Here is a 16,661-nt window from a genome sequence, read left to right on the forward strand (position 1 = left end):
TCCTGCCTTTCAGGGCTGGTTGACGGTGGCGGCGTCGAGGAACGCGGGGCGCTCCCCTCCGCCGTGGACGTGCAGGGCCGCGCCGCTGATGTAGGCGGCGCGGTCGGAGGCGAGGAAGACGCAGGCGTCGCCGATGTCGGCGGGGGCGGCGAGCCGGCCGAGCGGCACGGTGCGGCCGACAGCGGCGACGCCGTCCTCGTCTCCGTAGTGCAGGTGGGACAGTTCGGTGCGGACCATGCCGAGGACGAGGGTGTTGACCCGGACGAGCGGGGCCCATTCCACGGCCATGGAGCGGGCCAGGTTCTCCAGTCCGGCCTTGGCGGCGCCGTACGCGGCGGAGCCCGGTGACGGGCGGGTGCCGCTGACGCTGCCGACCATGACGATCGAGCCGCCGCCGTCCTGCCGGGTCATCACCCGGTGGGCGGCGAGGGAGGCGGTCAGCGGGGCGACCAGGTTCAGGGCGACGACCCGGGCGTGCTGGTCGGCGTCGCCGTCGGCGAGGGTGCGGTAGGGGGTGCCGCCCGCGTTGTTGACGAGGGTGTCGAGGCGCCCGTGGTCGTCGCGCACCCGGTCGAAGAGGGCGTCCACGGCGGCCGGGTCGCGCAGGTCGACGGGGAGGAAGCGGGCGGTGCGGCCCGCCGCCGTGACGGGCCGGTCGGGGGCCCGCCGGGCGCAGGTCACGACCTCCGCCCCGGCTTCGAGCAGGGCCCGGGTGATGCCGGCGCCGACGCCCCGGGTGCCGCCGGTGACGACGGCGACGGAGCCGGACAGATCGATGGTCACTGCCAAGGGACACCTCCCGCAGCGGGCGAACCGCTGCTACCTTTCCACCTAACAAACGTTTGGTGGAAAGGTAGCTGATCTGCTCATGGGTGTCTCCACCTCCGCACCGGACGACGGCGTCGCCGTCGTCACCGTCGACTTCCCCCCGGTCAACGCCCTCCCCGTCCGGGGCTGGCACGACCTCGCCGCCGCCGTCCGCGCCGCGGGCGCCGACCCGAAGACGCGCTGCGTGGTGCTCACCGCAGAGGGCCGCGGCTTCAACGCCGGCGTCGACATCAAGGAACTCCAGCGCGCGACCGGCCCCGAGGCGATCCTCGGCGCCAACCACGGCTGCGCCGAGGCCTTCGCCGCGGTCTACGAGTGCGAGGTGCCGGTGGTCGCGGCCGTGCACGGCTTCTGCCTCGGCGGCGGCATCGGCCTGGTCGGCAACGCCGACGCGATCGTCGCCTCCGAGGACGCGGTCTTCGGCCTGCCCGAGCTGGACCGGGGCGCCCTCGGCGCCGCCACCCACCTCGCCCGGCTGGTCCCCCAGCACCTCATGCGGACCCTCTACTACACCTCCCGCACGGTCACCGCCGAGGAGCTGCGCCGGCACGGCTCGGTGTGGCGGGTCGTCCCGCGCGCCGGGCTGCGCGAGGCGGCCCTGGAGCTGGCCCGGGAGATCGCCGCCAAGGACGGGCGGCTCGTCCGCCTCGCCAAGGCGGCCATCAACGGCATCGACCCGGTGGACGTCCGGCGCAGCTACCGCTTCGAGCAGGGCTTCACCTTCGAGGCCAACCTCAGCGGGGTCGCCGACGAGGTCCGCGACACCTTCGGCACGGACGGGGAGGAGCAGTCGTGAGCGGGGACAAGACGATGACCGCCGAGGAGGCCGTGGGCCGGCTCCGCAGCGGCATGGCCATCGGCATCGGCGGCTGGGGCTCCCGGCGCAAGCCGATGGCCCTGGTCCGCGCGCTGCTGCGCTCGGACCTCACGGACCTGACCGTGGTCTCGTACGGAGGGCCGGACGTCGGCCTGCTCGCCGCCGCGGGCAAGATCCGCAAGCTGGTCGCGGCCTTCGCCACGCTCGACTCCGTCCCGCTGGAGCCGCACTTCGTCGCGGCCCGCCAGCGCGGCGCGTTCGAACTGGTGGAGCTGGACGAGGCGATGATGATGTGGGGGCTGACGGCGGCCGTGCACCGGCTGCCCTTCATGCCGATCCGGGCCGGGCTCGCCTCCGACGTCATGACCGTCAACCCCTCGCTGCGGACCGTCACCTCGCCGTACGCGGACCGCGAGGAGCTCGTCGCCGTCCCCGCCCTGCGCCTGGACGCGGCGCTGGTCCACCTCAACCGCGCCGACGTCCACGGCAACGGCCAGTACCTGGGGCCCGACCCGTACTTCGACGACCTGTTCTGCGAGGCCGCCGACACGGCGTACGTCTCCTGCGAGCGGATCGTGGAGACCTCCGACCTGCTCAAGGACGCGGGGCCGCAGACGCTGCTGCTCAAGCGGGCCTTCGTCGACGGGGTCGTCGAGACGCCGAACGGCGCGCACTTCACCTCCTGCGCCCCCGACCACGACCGGGACGAGGCCTTCCAGCGCCACTACGTCGCGGCCGCCCGCGATCCCGAGGCGTGGCGGGAGTTCACCGCACGGTTCCTGTCCGGCGACGAGGACGCGTACCAGGCCGCGGTGGCGGCGTTCCACGAGGAGGAAGCATGAACGGCACCGACACGCCCACGGCGGCCCCGGCCGTCACCCGCGCCGAGTACTGCGTGGTGGCCTGCGCCGAGGCGTGGCGCGACGCGGGCGAGGTGCTGGCCAGTCCCATGGGCACGGTGCCGGTGATCGGCGCCCGGCTGGCCCGGCTCACCTTCGCCCCCGGCCTGCTGCTCACCGACGGCGAGGCGCTGCTCATGGGCGACGTGCCGGCGGTCGGCGCGGCGCCCGGCGTGGTGGAGGGCTGGCTGCCCTACCGGCAGCACCTGGCCCTGGTCGCCACCGGGCGGCGGCACGTGATGATGGGCGCCAGCCAGCTCGACCGGCACGGCAACCAGAACATCAGCTGCATCGGCGACTGGGAACGGCCGGCCCGCCAACTCCTCGGCGTCCGCGGCGCCCCCGTCAACACCCTGAACAACCCCACGAGTTACTGGGTCCCCCGGCACTCGCCCCGGGTCTTCGTCGAGCGCGTCGACATGGTCTGCGGGGTCGGTTACGACCGCGCCGCGGCGGCCGGGCCCTCCGCCACCCGCTACCACCGTCTCCCGGGCGTCATCACGGACCTGGGCGTCTTCGACTTCGAGACCCCCGACCGCACGATGCGGCTGCGCTCGCTGCACCCCGGCGTCACCGTCGCACAGGTGCGGGAGGCGACCGGCTTCGCGCTCGCCGTGCCCGAGGAGGTGCCGTACACCCGGGCCCCCACGGCGGAGGAACTGCGGCTGATCCGCGAGGAGATCGACCCCCGCGGGCTGCGGGACCGCGAGGTCCGCGCATGAGCGACGCCGCCCTCGCCACCCCCCTCACCGCGCTGACCGGGGTGCGGCACCCGATCGTGCAGACCGGCATGGGATGGGTCGCGGGACCGAGGCTGGTGTCCGCCGCCGCGAACGCGGGCGCGCTGGGCGTCCTGGCCTCGGCGACCATGGGCGTCGAGCAGCTGCGGTCCGCCGTGCGCGAGGTCAGGTCCCGTACGGACGCGCCGTTCGGCGTGAACCTGCGGGCCGACGCGGGCGACGCCGGCGAGCGGGTCCGGATCATCATCGACGAGGGGGTGAGGGTCGCCTCCTTCGCGCTCGCCCCCTCGCGGGAGCTGATCGCCCGCCTCAAGGACGCCGGGGTCGTCGTGATCCCCTCCGTCGGCGCCCGCCGGCACGCGGAGAAGGTCGCCGCGTGGGGCGCCGACGCGGTCGTGGTGCAGGGCGGGGAGGGCGGCGGGCACACCGGAAGCGTCGCCACCACCGTCCTGCTCCCCCAGGTGGTGGACGCCGTCGACATCCCGGTGATCGCCGCCGGCGGCTTCCACGACGGCCGGGGGCTGGTCGCCGCGCTGGCGTACGGCGCGTCCGGGATCGCCATGGGCACCCGCTTCCTGCTCACCTCCGACTCGACCGTCCCCGACGCGGTCAAGGCCCGCTACCTGGCGGCGGCGGTCGCCGACGTCACCGTCACCACGAAGGTCGACGGGCTGCCCCACCGGATGCTCCGCACCGAACTGGTCGACGCGCTGGAGCGCTCCGGGCGGGCCGCGTCGCTGCTGCGGGCCGTCCGGCACGCCGCCGCCTTCCGGCGGGAGTCCGGCACGAGCTGGTCCCGGATGGTCAGGGACGGCCTCGCGATGAAGCACGGCAAGGAACTGACCTGGGGTCAGGTCCTGCTCGCCGCCAACACCCCGATGATGCTCAAGGCGTCGATGGTGGACGGCCGGACCGACCTCGGCGTGATGGCCTCCGGCCAGGTCGCGGGCCTGATCGACGACCTGCCCTCGTGCGCGGAGCTCGTCGACCGCGTCATGGCCGAGGCGGCGGCCGCGCTCCGCGCGCTGCCCCGCGCCGGCTGAACGGGCCCGCGCGCACGATGCGTCCGCCGGGGTGGGGCCACCCCGGCGGACGCATCGCGCGCCTGCCTCCCGCACCGCGCACCGCCCCGCCACCGCCCCGCTCCCAGGGGGCCGGCCGGGCTGCGGGCGCCCGCACCGGCCTCCGGCCGGCCGGTGGGGAGCGCCCACCGTTCCCTACAGCCGCTCGATGACCGTCACGTTCGCCTGCCCGCCGCCCTCGCACATCGTCTGGAGGCCGTAGCGGCCTCCGGTGCGCTCCAGTTCGTGGAGGAGGGTGACGGCCAGCTTGGTGCCGGTGGCGCCGAGGGGGTGGCCCAGGGCGATGGCGCCGCCGTTCACGTTGACCTTCTCCGGGTCGGCGCCGGTCTCCTTCAGCCAGGCGAGGACGACCGGGGCGAAGGCCTCGTTGATCTCGACGAGGTCGATGTCGTCGAGGGTCATGCCGGCCTTCTTCAGCGCGTACGCCGTCGCCGGGATGGGGGCGGAGAGCATCCGGATCGGGTCCTCGCCGCGCACCGAGAGGTGGTGGATCCGGGCGCGCGGGGTGAGCCCGTGCTCGCGCACGGCGCGCTCGCTCGCCAGGAGCATCGCGGAGGCGCCGTCGGAGACCTGGGAGGAGACGGCGGCGGTGATCCGGCCGCCCTCCACCACCGGGTTCAGGCCGGCCATCTTCTCCAGGGAGGTGTCGCGGCGCGGGCCCTCGTCGGTGGTGACGTCGCCGTACGGGACGACCTCGCGCGCGAAGCGGCCCTCGTCGATGGCGCGGACCGCCCGCCGGTGCGAGCGGAGCGCGAACTCCTCCATGTCCCGGCGGGTGATGCCCCACTTCTCGGCGATGAGCTCGGCGCCGTGGAACTGGTTGACCGGCTGGTCGCCGTAGCGCGCCCGCCAGCCCGCGGAGCCGGCGTACGGGCCCTCGGTGAGGCCGAGCGGGGCGGCGGCCTGGCGGCTGGCGAAGGCGATGGGCACCATCGACATGTTCTGCACGCCGCCGGCGACGACGAGGTCCTGGGTGCCGGACATGACGCCCTGGGCGGCGAAGTGCAGGGCCTGCTGGGAGGAGCCGCACTGCCGGTCCACGGTCACGCCCGGCACCTCCTCGGGGAGTCCGGCGGCGAGCCAGCAGGTGCGGGCGATGTCTCCGGCCTGGGGGCCGACGGTGTCGAGGCAGCCGAGGACGACGTCCTCCACGGCGGCCGGGTCGACGCCCGAGCGTTCCATCAGGGCCCTGAGGGCGTGCGCGCCGAGGTCGGCGGGGTGCACGGCGGAGAGTCCGCCGCCTCGCCGGCCGACCGGGGTGCGTACCGCTTCGACGATGTAGGCCTCGGCCATGGTCACTCCTTGGTCGTGTGGTCGTGCGTCCGGTGGCTGTCGCGGAGGGCGACCCCCTCCAGCACCATGGACAGGTACTGGCGGGCGATCTCCTCCGGGCTGTGCCGTCCGCCCGGCCGGTACCAGGACGCGGCGACCCAGACGGTGTCGCGAACGAAGCGGTAGGCGAGCCGGACGTCGAGGTCGGTGCGGAAGTCCCCGGAGGCCACGCCGGACTCCAGGGTCCTGAGCCAGGCCCGCTCGAACCTCCGCTGGGCGCCGGCGAGGTAGCCGAAGCGCGGCTGGTCGGTGAGGTGCCGGGACTCCTTCTGGTAGATGGCGACGGCGGCGCGGTGCCGGTCGATCTCCCGGAACGATTCGGTGACGAGGGCCGCCAGGCTCTCCCGGGGGCGGAGCGCCGCGGCGAGCACGGTGTCGTACCGGCTCCACAGGTCGTCCAGGAAGCCGGAGAGGATCTCGTCGAGCATCGACTCCTTGGAGTCGAAGTGGTGGTAGAGGCTGCCGGCGAGCAGGCCGGCGGCGTCCGCGATCTGGCGGACGGTGGTGGCGTCGTACCCCTGGGCGGCGAACACCTCGGCCGCCGTGTCCAGGATCTGGCGGCGCCGTCCGGGTGCCGGTCTCACGGGTGCTGGCTGCTGACCGAGAGGACCTCGCCGGTGAGGTAGGAGGAGTACCCGCTGGCGAGGAAGACGATCACGTTCGCCACCTCCCACGGCTCGGCGTAGCGGCCGAAGGCCTCGCGGGAGGTGAGTTCCTCCAGGAGTTCGGGGGTGGTGACCTTCACCAGGTGGGGGTGCATGGCGAGGGACGGGGAGACGGCGTTGACCCGCACGCCGTACGCGGCGGCCTCCAGCGCGGCGCAGCGGGTGAGGGCCATGACGCCGGCCTTGGCGGCGGCGTAGTGGGCCTGGCCCTTCTGGGCGCGCCAGCCGACCACCGAGGCGTTGTTGACGAGGACGCCGCCGGTGCCCGCGGCCTTCATCCGGCGCAGGGCGGCCCGGGTGCAGCGGAAGGTGCCGTCGAGGGTGACGCCGAGGACCTTGTCCCATTGCTCGTCGGTCATGTCGACGAGGTCGGCGGTGCCGCCGAGTCCGGCGTTGTTGACGACGATGTCGAGGCGTCCGTGCCGTTCCTCGGCGAGGTCGAGGAGGGCCGCGACCTGGGTCTCGTCGGTGACGTCGCAGGGCAGGGAGGCGACCCGGTCCGTGCCGAACTCCGCGGTCAGCGCGGCCTCGGACTCCTTGAGGCGGCGGGCGTGGGCGTCGGAGAGGACGACCCGGGCGCCTTCCTCCAGGAGGCGGCGGGCGGTGGCGCCGCCGATGCCGGCGCCCGCGGCGGCGGTGACGACGGCGGTCCGGCCGGCGAGCAGTCCGTGGCCGGGGACGTAGGGGGGCGGGGTGCCGGTCACGGGCGGGCCTCCTTGGGCAGGCCGAGGACGCGCTCGGCGATGATGTTGCGCTGGATCTCGTTGGACCCGGCGTAGAGGGTGTCGGCGCGGGAGAAGAGGAAGAGGCGCTGCCAGTCGGTGAGGTCGTACGGTTCCCCGGCGGCGAGCATGCCGTCGGCGCCGCAGACGTCCATGGCGAGTTCGCCGAGTTCGCGGTGCCAGGTGGCCCAGAAGATCTTGTTGATGGAGGCTTCGGGGCCCGGGGCTCCGGCGGCGACGCCGCCGAGCATCCGCAGGGCGTTGAAGCGGATGGTCTCCAGGCCGGTCCAGGCGCGGGCGATGCGGTCGCGGACGACCGGGTCGGCGGCGGCGCCGTTGCGCCGGGCCAGTTCGACGACGGCTTCGAGTTCGCGCCGGAAGCCGACCTGCTGGCCGAGGGTGGAGACGCCGCGTTCGAAGCCGAGGGTGGCCATGGCGACCTTCCAGCCCTCGCCGGGCGCGCCGACGAGGTGGCCGGCGCGGGTCCTGGCCCCGTCGAAGAAGACCTCGTTGAACTCGGAGGTGCCGGTGAGCTGGACGATGGGCCGGACCTCGACGCCGGGGGCGTCCAGCGGGACGAGCAGGTAGGAGAGGCCGTGGTGGCGGGTGGAGCCGGGTTCGGTACGGGCGACGACGAAGCACCAGTCGGCCTCGTGGGCGCCTGAGGTCCACACCTTCTGGCCGGTGACCACCCAGTCGTCGCCGTCGCGCTCGGCGCGGGTGCGGACGCCCGCGAGGTCGGAGCCGGCGTCGGGCTCCGAGTAGCCCTGGCACCACAGTTCGTCGACGGCGACGATCCGGGGCAGGAAGCGGGCCCGCTGGGCGGGGGTGCCGAAGGCGATGAGGGTGGGCCCGAGGAGCTGTTCGCCGATGTGGCCGACGCGCGCGGGGGCGTCGGCGAGGGCGTACTCCTCGTGGAAGGCGACCTGTTCCTCCAGGGTCGCGCCGCGGCCGCCGTACTCCTTCGGCCAGCCGACGCAGGTCCATCCGTGGGCGGCCATGTGCCGTTCCCAGGCGAGGCGTTCGGTGTGTGCCTCGTGCTCGCGTCCGGGGCCGCCGCGGCCCCGCAGGGACGCGAACTCGCCGGTGAGGTGGGCCCGCAGCCAGCCGCGGACCTCCCTGCGGAACTCCTCGACGTTGCTCATGGCGGTACGTTAACCTACCAAACACTTGTTAGGGAAGGAGGGCGGATGTCCGCTGCCCGCACCACGTCCACCGAGCCCGTCCGCTACGAACGGCGGGGCCCCGTCGCCGTCGTCACCATGGACCGGCCCGAGTACCGCAACGCCCAGAACTCCGCGATGACCTACGCCCTGGACCGCGCCTTCTACCGCGCGGCCGACGACGGCGAGGTCAAGGTCGTCGTCCTCGCCGGGGCCGGCGAGCACTTCTCCGCCGGCCACGACATCGGCACCCCCGAGCGCGACGCCCACCTGCCGTTCGAGCGCAGGGCAGGCCTCTGGTGGGACCACTCGGACAAGGAGGGCGCCGAGAGCCGCTTCGCCCGCGAGTCCGAGGTCTACCTCGGCATGTGCCGCCGCTGGCGCGAACTGCCCAAGCCGGTCGTCGCCTCCGTGCAGGGCGCCTGCGTCGCCGGCGGCCTGATGCTCGCCTGGATCTGCGACCTCGTCGTCGCCTCCGAGGACGCCTTCTTCGCCGACCCGGTGGTCCGCATGGGCATCCCCGGCGTCGAGTACTTCGCCCACCCCTGGGTGATGCCGCCCCGGATCGCCAAGGAGTTCCTCTACACCGGCGACCGGATGAGCGCCCGCCGCGCCCACGAGGTCGGCATGGTCAACCGCGTCGTCCCCCGCGCCGAACTCGACGCCCGGACGATGGAACTGGCCCACCGGATCGCCGAGATGCCCCGGATGGGCCTCGCCCTCACCAAGCGCGCCGTCAACCAGGCCGAGGACCTCCAGGGCCTGCACACCGGCATGGACGCGGTCTTCGGACTGCACCACCTCGCGCACGCGCACAACGCCGAGACCGCCCGGGATTCGCTCGGCGGCATGGACGTCCACACCATGAAGGCGGCGGGAGCCTGATGGACCTCGACTTCTCACCGGCGGACGACGCCTTCCGCGCCGAGGCCCGCGCCTGGCTCGCCGAACGGGTGCCCCCCGCCCCCCTGCCCTCCCTGGAGACCGCCGAGGGCTTCGCCGCCCACCGCGCCTGGGAGCGCGAACTCTCCGCCGACCGCTGGTCGGTGGTCTCCTGGCCCGAGGAGTACGGCGGCCGGGGCTCCTCCGTGCTGCGCTGGCTGGTCTTCGAGGAGGAGTACTACGCCGCCGGCGCGCCCGGCCGGGTCAGCCAGAACGGCATCAACCTCCTCGCCCCCACCCTCTTCGAGCACGGCACCGACGAGCAGCGCGCCCGGGTCCTGCCCCCGATGGCCTCCGGCGAGGTCATCTGGGCCCAGGCGTGGTCCGAGCCCGAGTCCGGCTCCGACCTCGCGAGCCTGCGCTCCACCGCCGTGCGCACCGACGGCGGCTGGCTGATCCGCGGCCAGAAGACCTGGTCCTCCCGGGCCGCCTTCGCCGACCGCGCCTTCGGCCTCTTCCGCAGCGACCCGGGCGCGGACCGGCCGCACCGGGGCCTGACGTACCTCATGTTCCCGCTCGACGCGGAGGGGGTGACCGTGCGGCCCGTCGGACGGCTCGACGGCAAGCCCGCCTTCGCCGAGCTCTTCCTCGACGACGTCTTCGTCCCCGACGAGGACGTGATCGGCGCCCCCGGCGACGGCTGGCGGGTCGCCATGAGCACGGCGGGCAACGAACGCGGCCTCACCCTGCGCAGCCCGGGCCGGTTCTCGGCCGCCGCCGACCGGCTCGCGGCGCTGTGGCGGGAGCGGGCCGACCCGTCCGACACCGCCGTGCGCGACCGGGTCGCCGACGCCGTCATCGGCGCCCGCGCCTACCGCCTCTTCACCTACGCCAACGCCTCCCGGCTCGCCGCCGGAGGCTCGATCGGCGCCGAGTCCAGCCTCAACAAGGTCTTCTGGTCCGAGCTGGACATCGCCCTGCACGAGACCGCCCTCGACCTCCTCGGGCCCTACGGCGAACTCTCCGACGAGGCCGCCGAGGCGCCCGCGCACGGCGGCTGGGCCGAGGGCCACACCTTCTCCCTGGCCGGGCCGATCTACGCCGGGACCAACGAGATCCAGCGCGACATCATCGCCGAGCGGCTGCTCGGCCTGCCGAAGGGACGCCGGTGATGCGGTTCCTGCTCGACGACGGACAGCGGGAGTTCGCCCGCACCCTGGACGCGATGCTGTCGGCGGCCGACACGCCCCGGGCCGTGCGGGCCTGGGCGGCCGGCGACCACGCCCCCGGCCTCGCGCTCTGGTCCCGGCTCGCGGAGGCCGGCGTCTTCGCGCTGGCCGTGCCGGAGGCGCACGAGGGACTGGGGCCGCTTCCGGTGGAACTGGCCGTGGCCTTCACCGAACTGGGCCGGCACGCCGTCCCCGGCCCGCTGGTCGAGACGGTCGCCGCGGCGGCCCTCCTGGACCGGCTCGGCGACGACGGCGCCGCCTCCGCCTGGCTGCCGCGCGTCGCCGCGGGCAAGGCGACCCTCTCCCTGGGCGTCCCCGCGCTCACCGGCCCCTACGCGCTGGACGCGGACGTGGCCGACGCCGTGCTGGTCGCCGAGGACGGCGCGGTGCGCCTCGCCGGCTCCGTCGGCCCCGTCCAGCCCTCGGCCGACCCGGCGCGCCGGCTGTCCCGCCCGCTGGACGGCACCGTCCTGGCCCACGGCCCCGACGCGGCCGCCGCGACCGCGTACGCCGCCGAGGTCGCGGCCCTCGCCACCGCCGCGCAGTCCCTGGGCCTGGGCCTGGCCCTGCTCGACCGGACGGTCGCCCACGTCAAGCAGCGCACCCAGTTCGGCGTCCCCATCGGTTCCTTCCAGGCCGTGAAGCACCGCCTGGCCGACACCCTGATCGCCCTGGAGTTCGCCCGGCCCCTGCTGCACGCCGCCGCCCTGGCCCTGGCCGAGCGCGGCACGGCGCCGCGGGAGATCGCCGCCGCCAAGGTCACCGCGGGCGAGGCCGCCCACGCCGCCGCCCGCACCGCCCTCCAGCTGCACGGCGCCGTCGGCTACACCGAGGAGCTGGACCTCTCCCTGTGGATCCGCAAGGCCCGCCCCCTCCGGGACGCCTGGGGCACCCCCGCCGCCTGCCGCGCCCGCGTCCTCGCCCCCTGACCCCCTCCCCACCGCACCCGGGAGCACCATGTCCGCCGCACCGCCCCCGCGTCCCCAGGCGCCGCCGAGCCCGCTCGGTACCGACACCGACCACGACGACCCCCGGAAGGGAGCAGAGGCATGAGGTTCACCGAGGAGCAGGAGGAACTGCGCGCCGCCGTGCGGCAGTCGCTCGGGCGTCACGCCGGGGAGGCGGCCTGGCGGCCGCTGGCCGGGCAGATCGGCGTCGCGGGGCTCGCCGTCCCCGAGGAGTACGGCGGCGCCGGCCGCGGGGCGGTGGAGGTGCACATCGTGATGGAGGAGCTGGGGCGCGAGCTGAGCCCCGTCCCGTACCTCGGCTCCGCCGTGCTGGCCGCGCAGGCGCTGCTGGCCGCCGGCGCCGCCGAGGAGTGCGCCGCGCTGCTGCCCGGCCTCGTCTCGGGCGGCACGACCACGGCCCTCGCCTGGGCCGAGGCCGGCTCCTGGGACCCGGAGGCGGTACGGGCCGGGGCCGTCGCCGGGCCGGACGGCGGCTGGCTGCTCACCGGCGTGAAGGAGCACGTCCTCGACGGGACGCGCGCCGGGACGCTGCTGGTCGCCGCGCGCACCGGCGCCGGGGTGTCGCTCTTCGCGGTGCCCGGCGACGCGCCCGGGGTCGGTCGCGAGGAGACGGTCCCGATGGACGCCAGCCGGGCGCAGGCGCGGGTGGTGCTGGCCGGGGCGCCGGGCCGCCTGGTCGGGGTGGACGGCGACGGCGGCCGGGTGCTGCGGCACGTCCTCGACCTGGCCTGTACGGCGCTGGCCGCCGAGCAGGTCGGCGCCGCCGCGCGCTGCCTCGAACTCACGGTGGCGTACGCCGGGGAGCGGGTGCAGTTCGGGCGCCCGATCGGCTCCTTCCAGGCGGTGAAGCACCGGCTCGCGGACGCCTACGTGCGGGTCGAGTCGGCCCGCTCCGCCGCGCTGGGCGCCGCCTTCGCCGCCGCGGACGGCGCCGAGGGGCCGGAGCTGACCCGGCTCGCGGCCTCGGCCAAGTCCGTCTGCTCGGAGGCATTCTCCGAGGTGGCGGGCGAGATGATCCAGCTGCACGGCGGGATCGGCATCACCTGGGAGCACGACGCCCACCGCTACTTCAAGCGGGCGCACGGCTCCGCGGCGCTCTTCGGTCCGCCCCACTGGCACCGGTCCCGTCTGGCCACCGCCCTCGGCCTGCCGGACCCGGTCCCCGCCGGCCGCCGGCTCAGCCGTTGATGGAGAAGAAGATCGTGTCGTGCCGGTACCAGTCGTAGCCCCGCGCCTTGGTCGACTCCCACTCCTCGTGCTCGAACTCCAGCTTCTCGGTGAGGAGGTCGAGGTCGTACACGAAGTCGGGGTCGATCCTGTCGCGGACCGCGCGGTAGGCGTCGACGGCGTCCTTCGCCCTGGCGAGCGGCAGCATCCCGATGTCCGGGCCGTCGACGGCGTACGGGACGGGGAAGGGGATCTCGTCCGGCGGGCCGGAGAAGAGGTAGCCGTGCGGCAGCAGGTCGGCGGGCACGCCGTGCTGCCTCAACTGCTCGTCGAGGAGGCTGAAGAAGGTGCTGGGCCTGGAGTAGACGCCCAGGTCGGAGGGGTCGGAGCCGCAGTGGTCGATGACGTGCTGGAGCGCCCGGGCGTAGGCCTTGCCCGCGTACGCTCCCTCCGCGTCGGCGCGGCCCTCGATCAGGTGCTGGAGGGCCTCGGGGATCGACAGCCCCCAGTCGAGGCCCTGGTGATCCAGGTCGCGCTGGCTGGCCTCGGCCCGCTCCCGCATCATGACGAGCACGCGCCGCTGTTCGTCGGTGAGGCGCTCCGCCGCCCCGAGGTAGGCGACGGCCCCGGCGCGGTCGCCGGTGGTGTACGAAATGATTCGGCTCATGATCGGCATGCTGTCACGCGGCACTGACAACGCCCCCTCGGCCGGAGCCGAGGGGGCGTTGCGCGGGGAGGTGGTGACGGTAGGTCAGCTCGCGGCGAGCATCTCCAGCGTGTCGATGACGCGGTTGGAGAAGCCCCACTCGTTGTCGTACCAGGCGACGACCTTGACGTGGCGGCCGTCGACGCGGGTGAGGGCGGCGTCGAAGATGGAGGAGTGCGGGTTGCCGGTGATGTCGGAGGAGACCAGCTCGTCCTCCGAGTACTCCAGGACGCCGGCGAGCTTGCCCTCGGCGGCCGTGCGGTAGGCGTCGAGGATCTGCTCGCGGGTGACCTCGCGGGAGACGGTCGTGTTGAGCTCGACGATCGAGCCGACCGGCACGGGCACGCGGATCGAGTCGCCGGAGAGCTTGCCGTCCAGCTGCGGCAGGACCAGGCCGATGGCCTTGGCGGCGCCGGTGCTGGTCGGGACGATGTTGACGGCGGCGTTGCGGGCGCGGCGGGCGTCGCGGTGCGGGCCGTCCTGGAGGTTCTGCTCCTGGGTGTAGGCGTGCACGGTCGTCATGAAGCCGTGCTCGATGCCGGCCAGCTCGTCGAGGACGGCGGCGAGCGGCGCGAGCGCGTTGGTGGTGCAGGAGGCGTTCGAGACGATCGTGTGCAGCTCGGCGTCGTACGTGTCGCTGTTCACGCCGTAGGCGAGGGTGACGTCGGCGCCGTCGGAGGGGGCGCTGACCAGGACCCGCTTGGCACCGGCGTCGAGGTGGAGGCGGGCGTCCTTGGCGCTGGTGAAGCGGCCGGTGGCCTCCAGGACGATGTCCACGCCCAGCTCGGCCCAGGGGAGCTTGGCCGGCTCGCGCTCGGCGAGGACCTTGATGCGGCGGCCGTCCACGACGAGCGTGTCGCCGTCGACGGAGACCGGGCGGCCGAGGCGGCCGGAGGTGGAGTCGAAGGCGAGAAGACGGGCCAGCGCCTTCGGCTCGGTGAGGTCGTTGACGGCGACGACCTCCAGCGTGGTGTCGCGCTCCAGGAGGGCGCGGAGCACGTTGCGGCCGATGCGACCGAAACCGTTGATGGCGATGCGAGTCATGAGTGGTGTCCCTTCCGTTTTCTCGTCACCCAGCCTCGCTCGTCGGCGCATCCCGCGGCAGGGGCGAGATCGCCATGGTCCGCAAGGATCGTGCCAAGATCCTGGCCGGTGGCGGCCGGGGGCGCTCAGTCGCCCCGGGTGAAGGTGCGCCGGTAGTCGCTGGGGGTGGTGCCGAGGATGCGCTGGAAGTGCATCCTCAGGTTGGCGCCGGTGCCGAGGCCGGTCTCCGCGGCGATCTGCTCGACGCCGAGCTCGGAGCGTTCGAGCAGCTCGCGCGCCCGGTCGACGCGGGCCCGCAGCAGCCACTGCATGGGGGTGTAGCCGGTCTCCTCGACGAAGCGGCGGGAGAAGGTGCGGGGCGAGACGGCGGCGTGGCGGGCGAGGACGTCGAGCGTGAGGGGCTCGTCGAGGTGGTGCAGGACCCATTCGCGGGTGGCGGCGAAGCGCTCGCCGTGGGGTTCGGGGACGCTGCGGGGCACGTACTGGGCCTGGCCGCCGCTGCGGTAGGGGGCGGCGACGAGCCGGCGGGCGGCGTGGTTGGCGGCACCGACGCCGAGGTCGCCGCGGAGGATGTGGAGGCACAGGTCGATGCCGGAGGCGGCGCCCGCGGAGGTGAGGACGCTGCCCTCGTCGACGAAGAGGACGTTCTCGTCGACCCGCACCAGGGGCCGCTTCTCGGCGAGGGCGCGGGCGTAGTGCCAGTGCGTGGTGGCCCGCCGGCCGTCGAGGAGGCCGGTGGCGGCGAGGGCGAAGGCGCCGGTGGAGATGGCGGCGAGCCGCGCCCCGCGCGCGTGGGCGGCGATCAGGGCCTCGACGACGGCCGGCGGCGGGTCCTCGCGGTCGGGGAAGCGGTAGCCGGGGACGAAGACGATGTCGGCCCAGGCGAGGGCGTCGAGGCCGTGGTCCACGTTGTACGACAGTCCGTCGCCCCCGGCGACGAGGCCGGGGGTGGCGCCGCAGACGCGCACCTCGTAGGGCATGCTCGCGCGGGTCGTGAAGACCTGCGCGGGGATGCCGACGTCGAGGGGTTTGGCGCCTTCGAGGACGAGGACGGCGACGCGGTACAGACGGATGGGTGGCACGTCACGAGCCTACGCGGCGCCGCTCCCCCGCCCTCCGGGGCTCAGCCGTTCGGGAGGATCACCGCGCGGCCGTCGATCCGGCCCGCGTGCAGCCGCTCGTACGCCTCGGGGCCCTCGTCCAGGCCGTAGGTCTCGACGTGCACGTCGAGGGCGCCGGCGCGGGCCAGGTCGAGCACCTCGATGAGCTCGGCGCGGGTGCCCCAGTAGGGGGAGGCGACGCTCACCTCGTACGGGAGGACGCCGAAGCCGACGGGGAGGGTGCCGCCGCCGAGGCCGACGATGGTCACGTCGCCCTCGACGGCGGCCATGGCCCCGGCGGAGGCGGTGGTGGGCGGCGCTCCGACGAAGTCGAGGACGACCTCGGCGCCGCGCCCGCCGGTGAGGTCGCGGACGGTGGCGGCGGCGGAGGCGTCGGACAGGACGGTCTCGTGGGCGCCGACGGTCCGGGCGAGGGCGAGCTTCTCCTCGGTGACGTCGAGGGCGACGACCCGGGCGGCGGTCATGGCGCGCAGCAGCTGGATGGCGACGTGGCCGAGGCCGCCGGTGCCGATGACGACGGCGGTGGAGCCGGGGACGAGCTTCGGCAGCGAGCGCTTGATGGCGTGGTACGGGGTGAGGCCCGCGTCCGTCAGCGGCACCGCCTTCACCGGGTCGAGGCCGCCCAGCGGGACGAGGTGGCGGGGGCTGTCGACGAGCAGGTACTCGGCGATGGCGCCCGGCGCGCCGAGCCCGGGCGGGCGGATGCCGAGTTCGGCGGCGCGCGGGCAGTAGTTCTCCTTGCCCTGGGCGCACATGAAGCAGTTCCCGCAGCCCCAGGGGCCGTAGACGGCGACGGCGTCGCCCTCGGCGAGGCCGGTGACGCCGTCACCGAGGGCCGCGACGGTGCCGACGCCCTCGTGGCCGAGGGTGAGGGGCAGCGGGAAGGGCAGCTGTTCGGCGGGCCAGCTCATGACGGCGATGTCGGAGTGGCAGACGCCCGCGGCGGTGACCTTGAGGAGGACCTGGCCGGGGCCGGGCTCCGGGTCGGGGACGGTGACGACTTCGGGGGCGGCACCCACGGTGCGGTATTGCAGGGCCTTCATGGCGCTTTCCTTTCCGGCGTCGCTGGGGCGCCTCGGCCGCGGGGCGGGCGGCCACGCCTTCTCCAGGGTGCGGCCGGACCACCGCACGCGCGCGGTGGTCCCCGTCCGGCGGATATAGATGCAATCTACACCTACTCCGTCCGCTCAGGCGCGCGGCTCGCACCAGGGTCGGTCGGCGCGCTCGGCCGCGGTGCCGTCCAGGATCCGCGCGGTGCGGGCGGCCGGGCCCAGGAGGACGGTCGCGAGTTCTGCG

The 16,661-nt window shown here is 74.7% G+C and carries 17 protein-coding genes; 8 read left to right on the forward strand and 9 right to left on the reverse strand.

Annotated elements, in window-relative coordinates; genetic code table 11:
- Positions 1–9 precede the first annotated feature (9 nt).
- Positions 10–789, reverse strand: coding sequence for an SDR family oxidoreductase (locus ACF1ED_RS09645; protein WP_391758337.1), 780 nt, complete (start codon positions 787–789; stop codon positions 10–12).
- Positions 790–868: 79 nt separating this feature from the next.
- Between ACF1ED_RS09645 and ACF1ED_RS09650 the strand changes: the two genes are divergently transcribed.
- The 4 genes from ACF1ED_RS09650 to ACF1ED_RS09665 are packed head-to-tail and all read left to right on the forward strand — an operon-like array spanning position 869 to position 4,327.
- Positions 869–1,624, forward strand: a complete 756-nt coding sequence (locus ACF1ED_RS09650; RefSeq protein ID WP_391758339.1) for an enoyl-CoA hydratase family protein — start codon at positions 869–871, stop codon at positions 1,622–1,624.
- A 14-nt stretch (positions 1,625–1,638) separates the two neighbouring features.
- Positions 1,639–2,487: a CoA transferase subunit A gene (locus ACF1ED_RS09655; RefSeq protein ID WP_391758753.1), complete on the forward strand. Its 849-nt coding sequence runs from the start codon at positions 1,639–1,641 to the stop codon at positions 2,485–2,487.
- On the forward strand, positions 2,484–3,266 hold the full coding sequence (locus ACF1ED_RS09660) for a CoA-transferase subunit beta (RefSeq protein WP_391758341.1): 783 nt from the start codon (positions 2,484–2,486) through the stop codon (positions 3,264–3,266). Before ACF1ED_RS09655 ends, ACF1ED_RS09660 begins: the two co-directional genes overlap by 4 nt.
- Positions 3,263–4,327, forward strand: coding sequence for an NAD(P)H-dependent flavin oxidoreductase (locus ACF1ED_RS09665; RefSeq protein ID WP_391758343.1), 1,065 nt, complete (start codon positions 3,263–3,265; stop codon positions 4,325–4,327). Before ACF1ED_RS09660 ends, ACF1ED_RS09665 begins: the two co-directional genes overlap by 4 nt.
- Positions 4,328–4,501: 174 nt before the next feature.
- On the opposite strand, the gene ACF1ED_RS09670 is transcribed toward ACF1ED_RS09665, so the two are convergent.
- From ACF1ED_RS09670 to ACF1ED_RS09685, 4 genes are read right to left on the reverse strand one after another with little or no spacing between them, the layout of a single operon-like run.
- Complete coding sequence (locus ACF1ED_RS09670) at positions 4,502–5,659, reverse strand: acetyl-CoA C-acetyltransferase (protein ID WP_391758345.1); 1,158 nt, start codon at positions 5,657–5,659, stop codon at positions 4,502–4,504.
- Between the two features lie 2 nt (positions 5,660–5,661).
- On the reverse strand, positions 5,662–6,282 hold the full coding sequence (locus ACF1ED_RS09675) for a TetR/AcrR family transcriptional regulator (protein WP_391758347.1): 621 nt from the start codon (positions 6,280–6,282) through the stop codon (positions 5,662–5,664).
- A complete protein-coding gene (locus ACF1ED_RS09680; protein WP_391758349.1) occupies positions 6,279–7,067 on the reverse strand; it encodes an SDR family oxidoreductase in 789 nt (262 codons plus the stop codon). Before ACF1ED_RS09680 ends, ACF1ED_RS09675 begins: the two co-directional genes overlap by 4 nt.
- Positions 7,064–8,230 (reverse strand): acyl-CoA dehydrogenase family protein, encoded by a 1,167-nt coding sequence (locus tag ACF1ED_RS09685; protein ID WP_391758351.1) that lies wholly within the window; start codon positions 8,228–8,230, stop codon positions 7,064–7,066. Before ACF1ED_RS09685 ends, ACF1ED_RS09680 begins: the two co-directional genes overlap by 4 nt.
- Positions 8,231–8,275: 45 nt before the next feature.
- On the opposite strand from ACF1ED_RS09685, the gene ACF1ED_RS09690 reads away from it, so the two are divergent.
- The 4 genes from ACF1ED_RS09690 to ACF1ED_RS09705 all read left to right on the forward strand — a co-directional run bounded on the left by ACF1ED_RS09690 (position 8,276) and on the right by ACF1ED_RS09705 (position 12,515).
- Complete coding sequence (locus ACF1ED_RS09690) at positions 8,276–9,133, forward strand: enoyl-CoA hydratase (RefSeq protein WP_391758353.1); 858 nt, start codon at positions 8,276–8,278, stop codon at positions 9,131–9,133.
- Positions 9,133–10,302 (forward strand): acyl-CoA dehydrogenase family protein, encoded by a 1,170-nt coding sequence (locus tag ACF1ED_RS09695; protein WP_391758355.1) that lies wholly within the window; start codon positions 9,133–9,135, stop codon positions 10,300–10,302. The genes ACF1ED_RS09690 and ACF1ED_RS09695 overlap by 1 nt, the downstream gene beginning before the upstream one ends.
- Complete coding sequence (locus ACF1ED_RS09700; RefSeq protein ID WP_391758357.1) at positions 10,302–11,288, forward strand: acyl-CoA dehydrogenase family protein; 987 nt, start codon at positions 10,302–10,304, stop codon at positions 11,286–11,288. Before ACF1ED_RS09695 ends, ACF1ED_RS09700 begins: the two co-directional genes overlap by 1 nt.
- A gap of 120 nt (positions 11,289–11,408) precedes the next feature.
- Positions 11,409–12,515, forward strand: a complete 1,107-nt coding sequence (locus ACF1ED_RS09705) for an acyl-CoA dehydrogenase family protein (protein WP_391758359.1) — start codon at positions 11,409–11,411, stop codon at positions 12,513–12,515.
- Here ACF1ED_RS09705 and ACF1ED_RS09710 read toward each other — a convergent pair.
- From ACF1ED_RS09710 to ACF1ED_RS09725, 4 genes are all read right to left on the reverse strand, one after another.
- A complete protein-coding gene (locus ACF1ED_RS09710) occupies positions 12,505–13,161 on the reverse strand; it encodes a hypothetical protein (protein ID WP_391758361.1) in 657 nt (218 codons plus the stop codon). The genes ACF1ED_RS09705 and ACF1ED_RS09710 overlap by 11 nt on opposite strands.
- An 84-nt stretch (positions 13,162–13,245) precedes the next feature.
- Entirely contained in the window at positions 13,246–14,244 is a 999-nt protein-coding gene (gene gap / locus ACF1ED_RS09715) for a type I glyceraldehyde-3-phosphate dehydrogenase (protein ID WP_030757959.1), read from the reverse strand.
- 125 nt (positions 14,245–14,369) lie between these two features.
- On the reverse strand, positions 14,370–15,326 hold the full coding sequence (locus tag ACF1ED_RS09720; RefSeq protein ID WP_391758363.1) for a GlxA family transcriptional regulator: 957 nt from the start codon (positions 15,324–15,326) through the stop codon (positions 14,370–14,372).
- A gap of 41 nt (positions 15,327–15,367) precedes the next feature.
- Positions 15,368–16,408: an NAD(P)-dependent alcohol dehydrogenase gene (locus ACF1ED_RS09725; RefSeq protein WP_391758365.1), complete on the reverse strand. Its 1,041-nt coding sequence runs from the start codon at positions 16,406–16,408 to the stop codon at positions 15,368–15,370.
- Positions 16,409–16,661 lie beyond the last annotated feature (253 nt).

Origin of the sequence: Streptomyces sp. NPDC014656, from assembly GCF_043084305.1 — a bacterium.
Lineage (GTDB): Bacteria > Actinomycetota > Actinomycetes > Streptomycetales > Streptomycetaceae > Streptomyces.

Coding starts and splice junctions, on each gene's coding strand:
- ACF1ED_RS09650 (WP_391758339.1), top strand. CDS start 869: ATGGGTGTCTCCACCTCCGCACCGGACGACGGCGTCGCCGTCGTCACC.
- ACF1ED_RS09655 (WP_391758753.1), top strand. CDS start 1,639: ATGACCGCCGAGGAGGCCGTGGGCCGGCTCCGCAGCGGCATGGCCATC.
- ACF1ED_RS09660 (WP_391758341.1), top strand. CDS start 2,484: ATGAACGGCACCGACACGCCCACGGCGGCCCCGGCCGTCACCCGCGCC.
- ACF1ED_RS09665 (WP_391758343.1), top strand. CDS start 3,263: ATGAGCGACGCCGCCCTCGCCACCCCCCTCACCGCGCTGACCGGGGTG.
- ACF1ED_RS09670 (WP_391758345.1), bottom strand. CDS start 5,659: ATGGCCGAGGCCTACATCGTCGAAGCGGTACGCACCCCGGTCGGCCGG.
- ACF1ED_RS09685 (WP_391758351.1), bottom strand. CDS start 8,230: ATGAGCAACGTCGAGGAGTTCCGCAGGGAGGTCCGCGGCTGGCTGCGG.
- ACF1ED_RS09690 (WP_391758353.1), top strand. CDS start 8,276: ATGTCCGCTGCCCGCACCACGTCCACCGAGCCCGTCCGCTACGAACGG.
- ACF1ED_RS09695 (WP_391758355.1), top strand. CDS start 9,133: ATGGACCTCGACTTCTCACCGGCGGACGACGCCTTCCGCGCCGAGGCC.
- ACF1ED_RS09700 (WP_391758357.1), top strand. CDS start 10,302: ATGCGGTTCCTGCTCGACGACGGACAGCGGGAGTTCGCCCGCACCCTG.
- ACF1ED_RS09705 (WP_391758359.1), top strand. CDS start 11,409: ATGAGGTTCACCGAGGAGCAGGAGGAACTGCGCGCCGCCGTGCGGCAG.
- ACF1ED_RS09710 (WP_391758361.1), bottom strand. CDS start 13,161: ATGAGCCGAATCATTTCGTACACCACCGGCGACCGCGCCGGGGCCGTC.
- gap (WP_030757959.1), bottom strand. CDS start 14,244: ATGACTCGCATCGCCATCAACGGTTTCGGTCGCATCGGCCGCAACGTG.
- ACF1ED_RS09725 (WP_391758365.1), bottom strand. CDS start 16,408: ATGAAGGCCCTGCAATACCGCACCGTGGGTGCCGCCCCCGAAGTCGTC.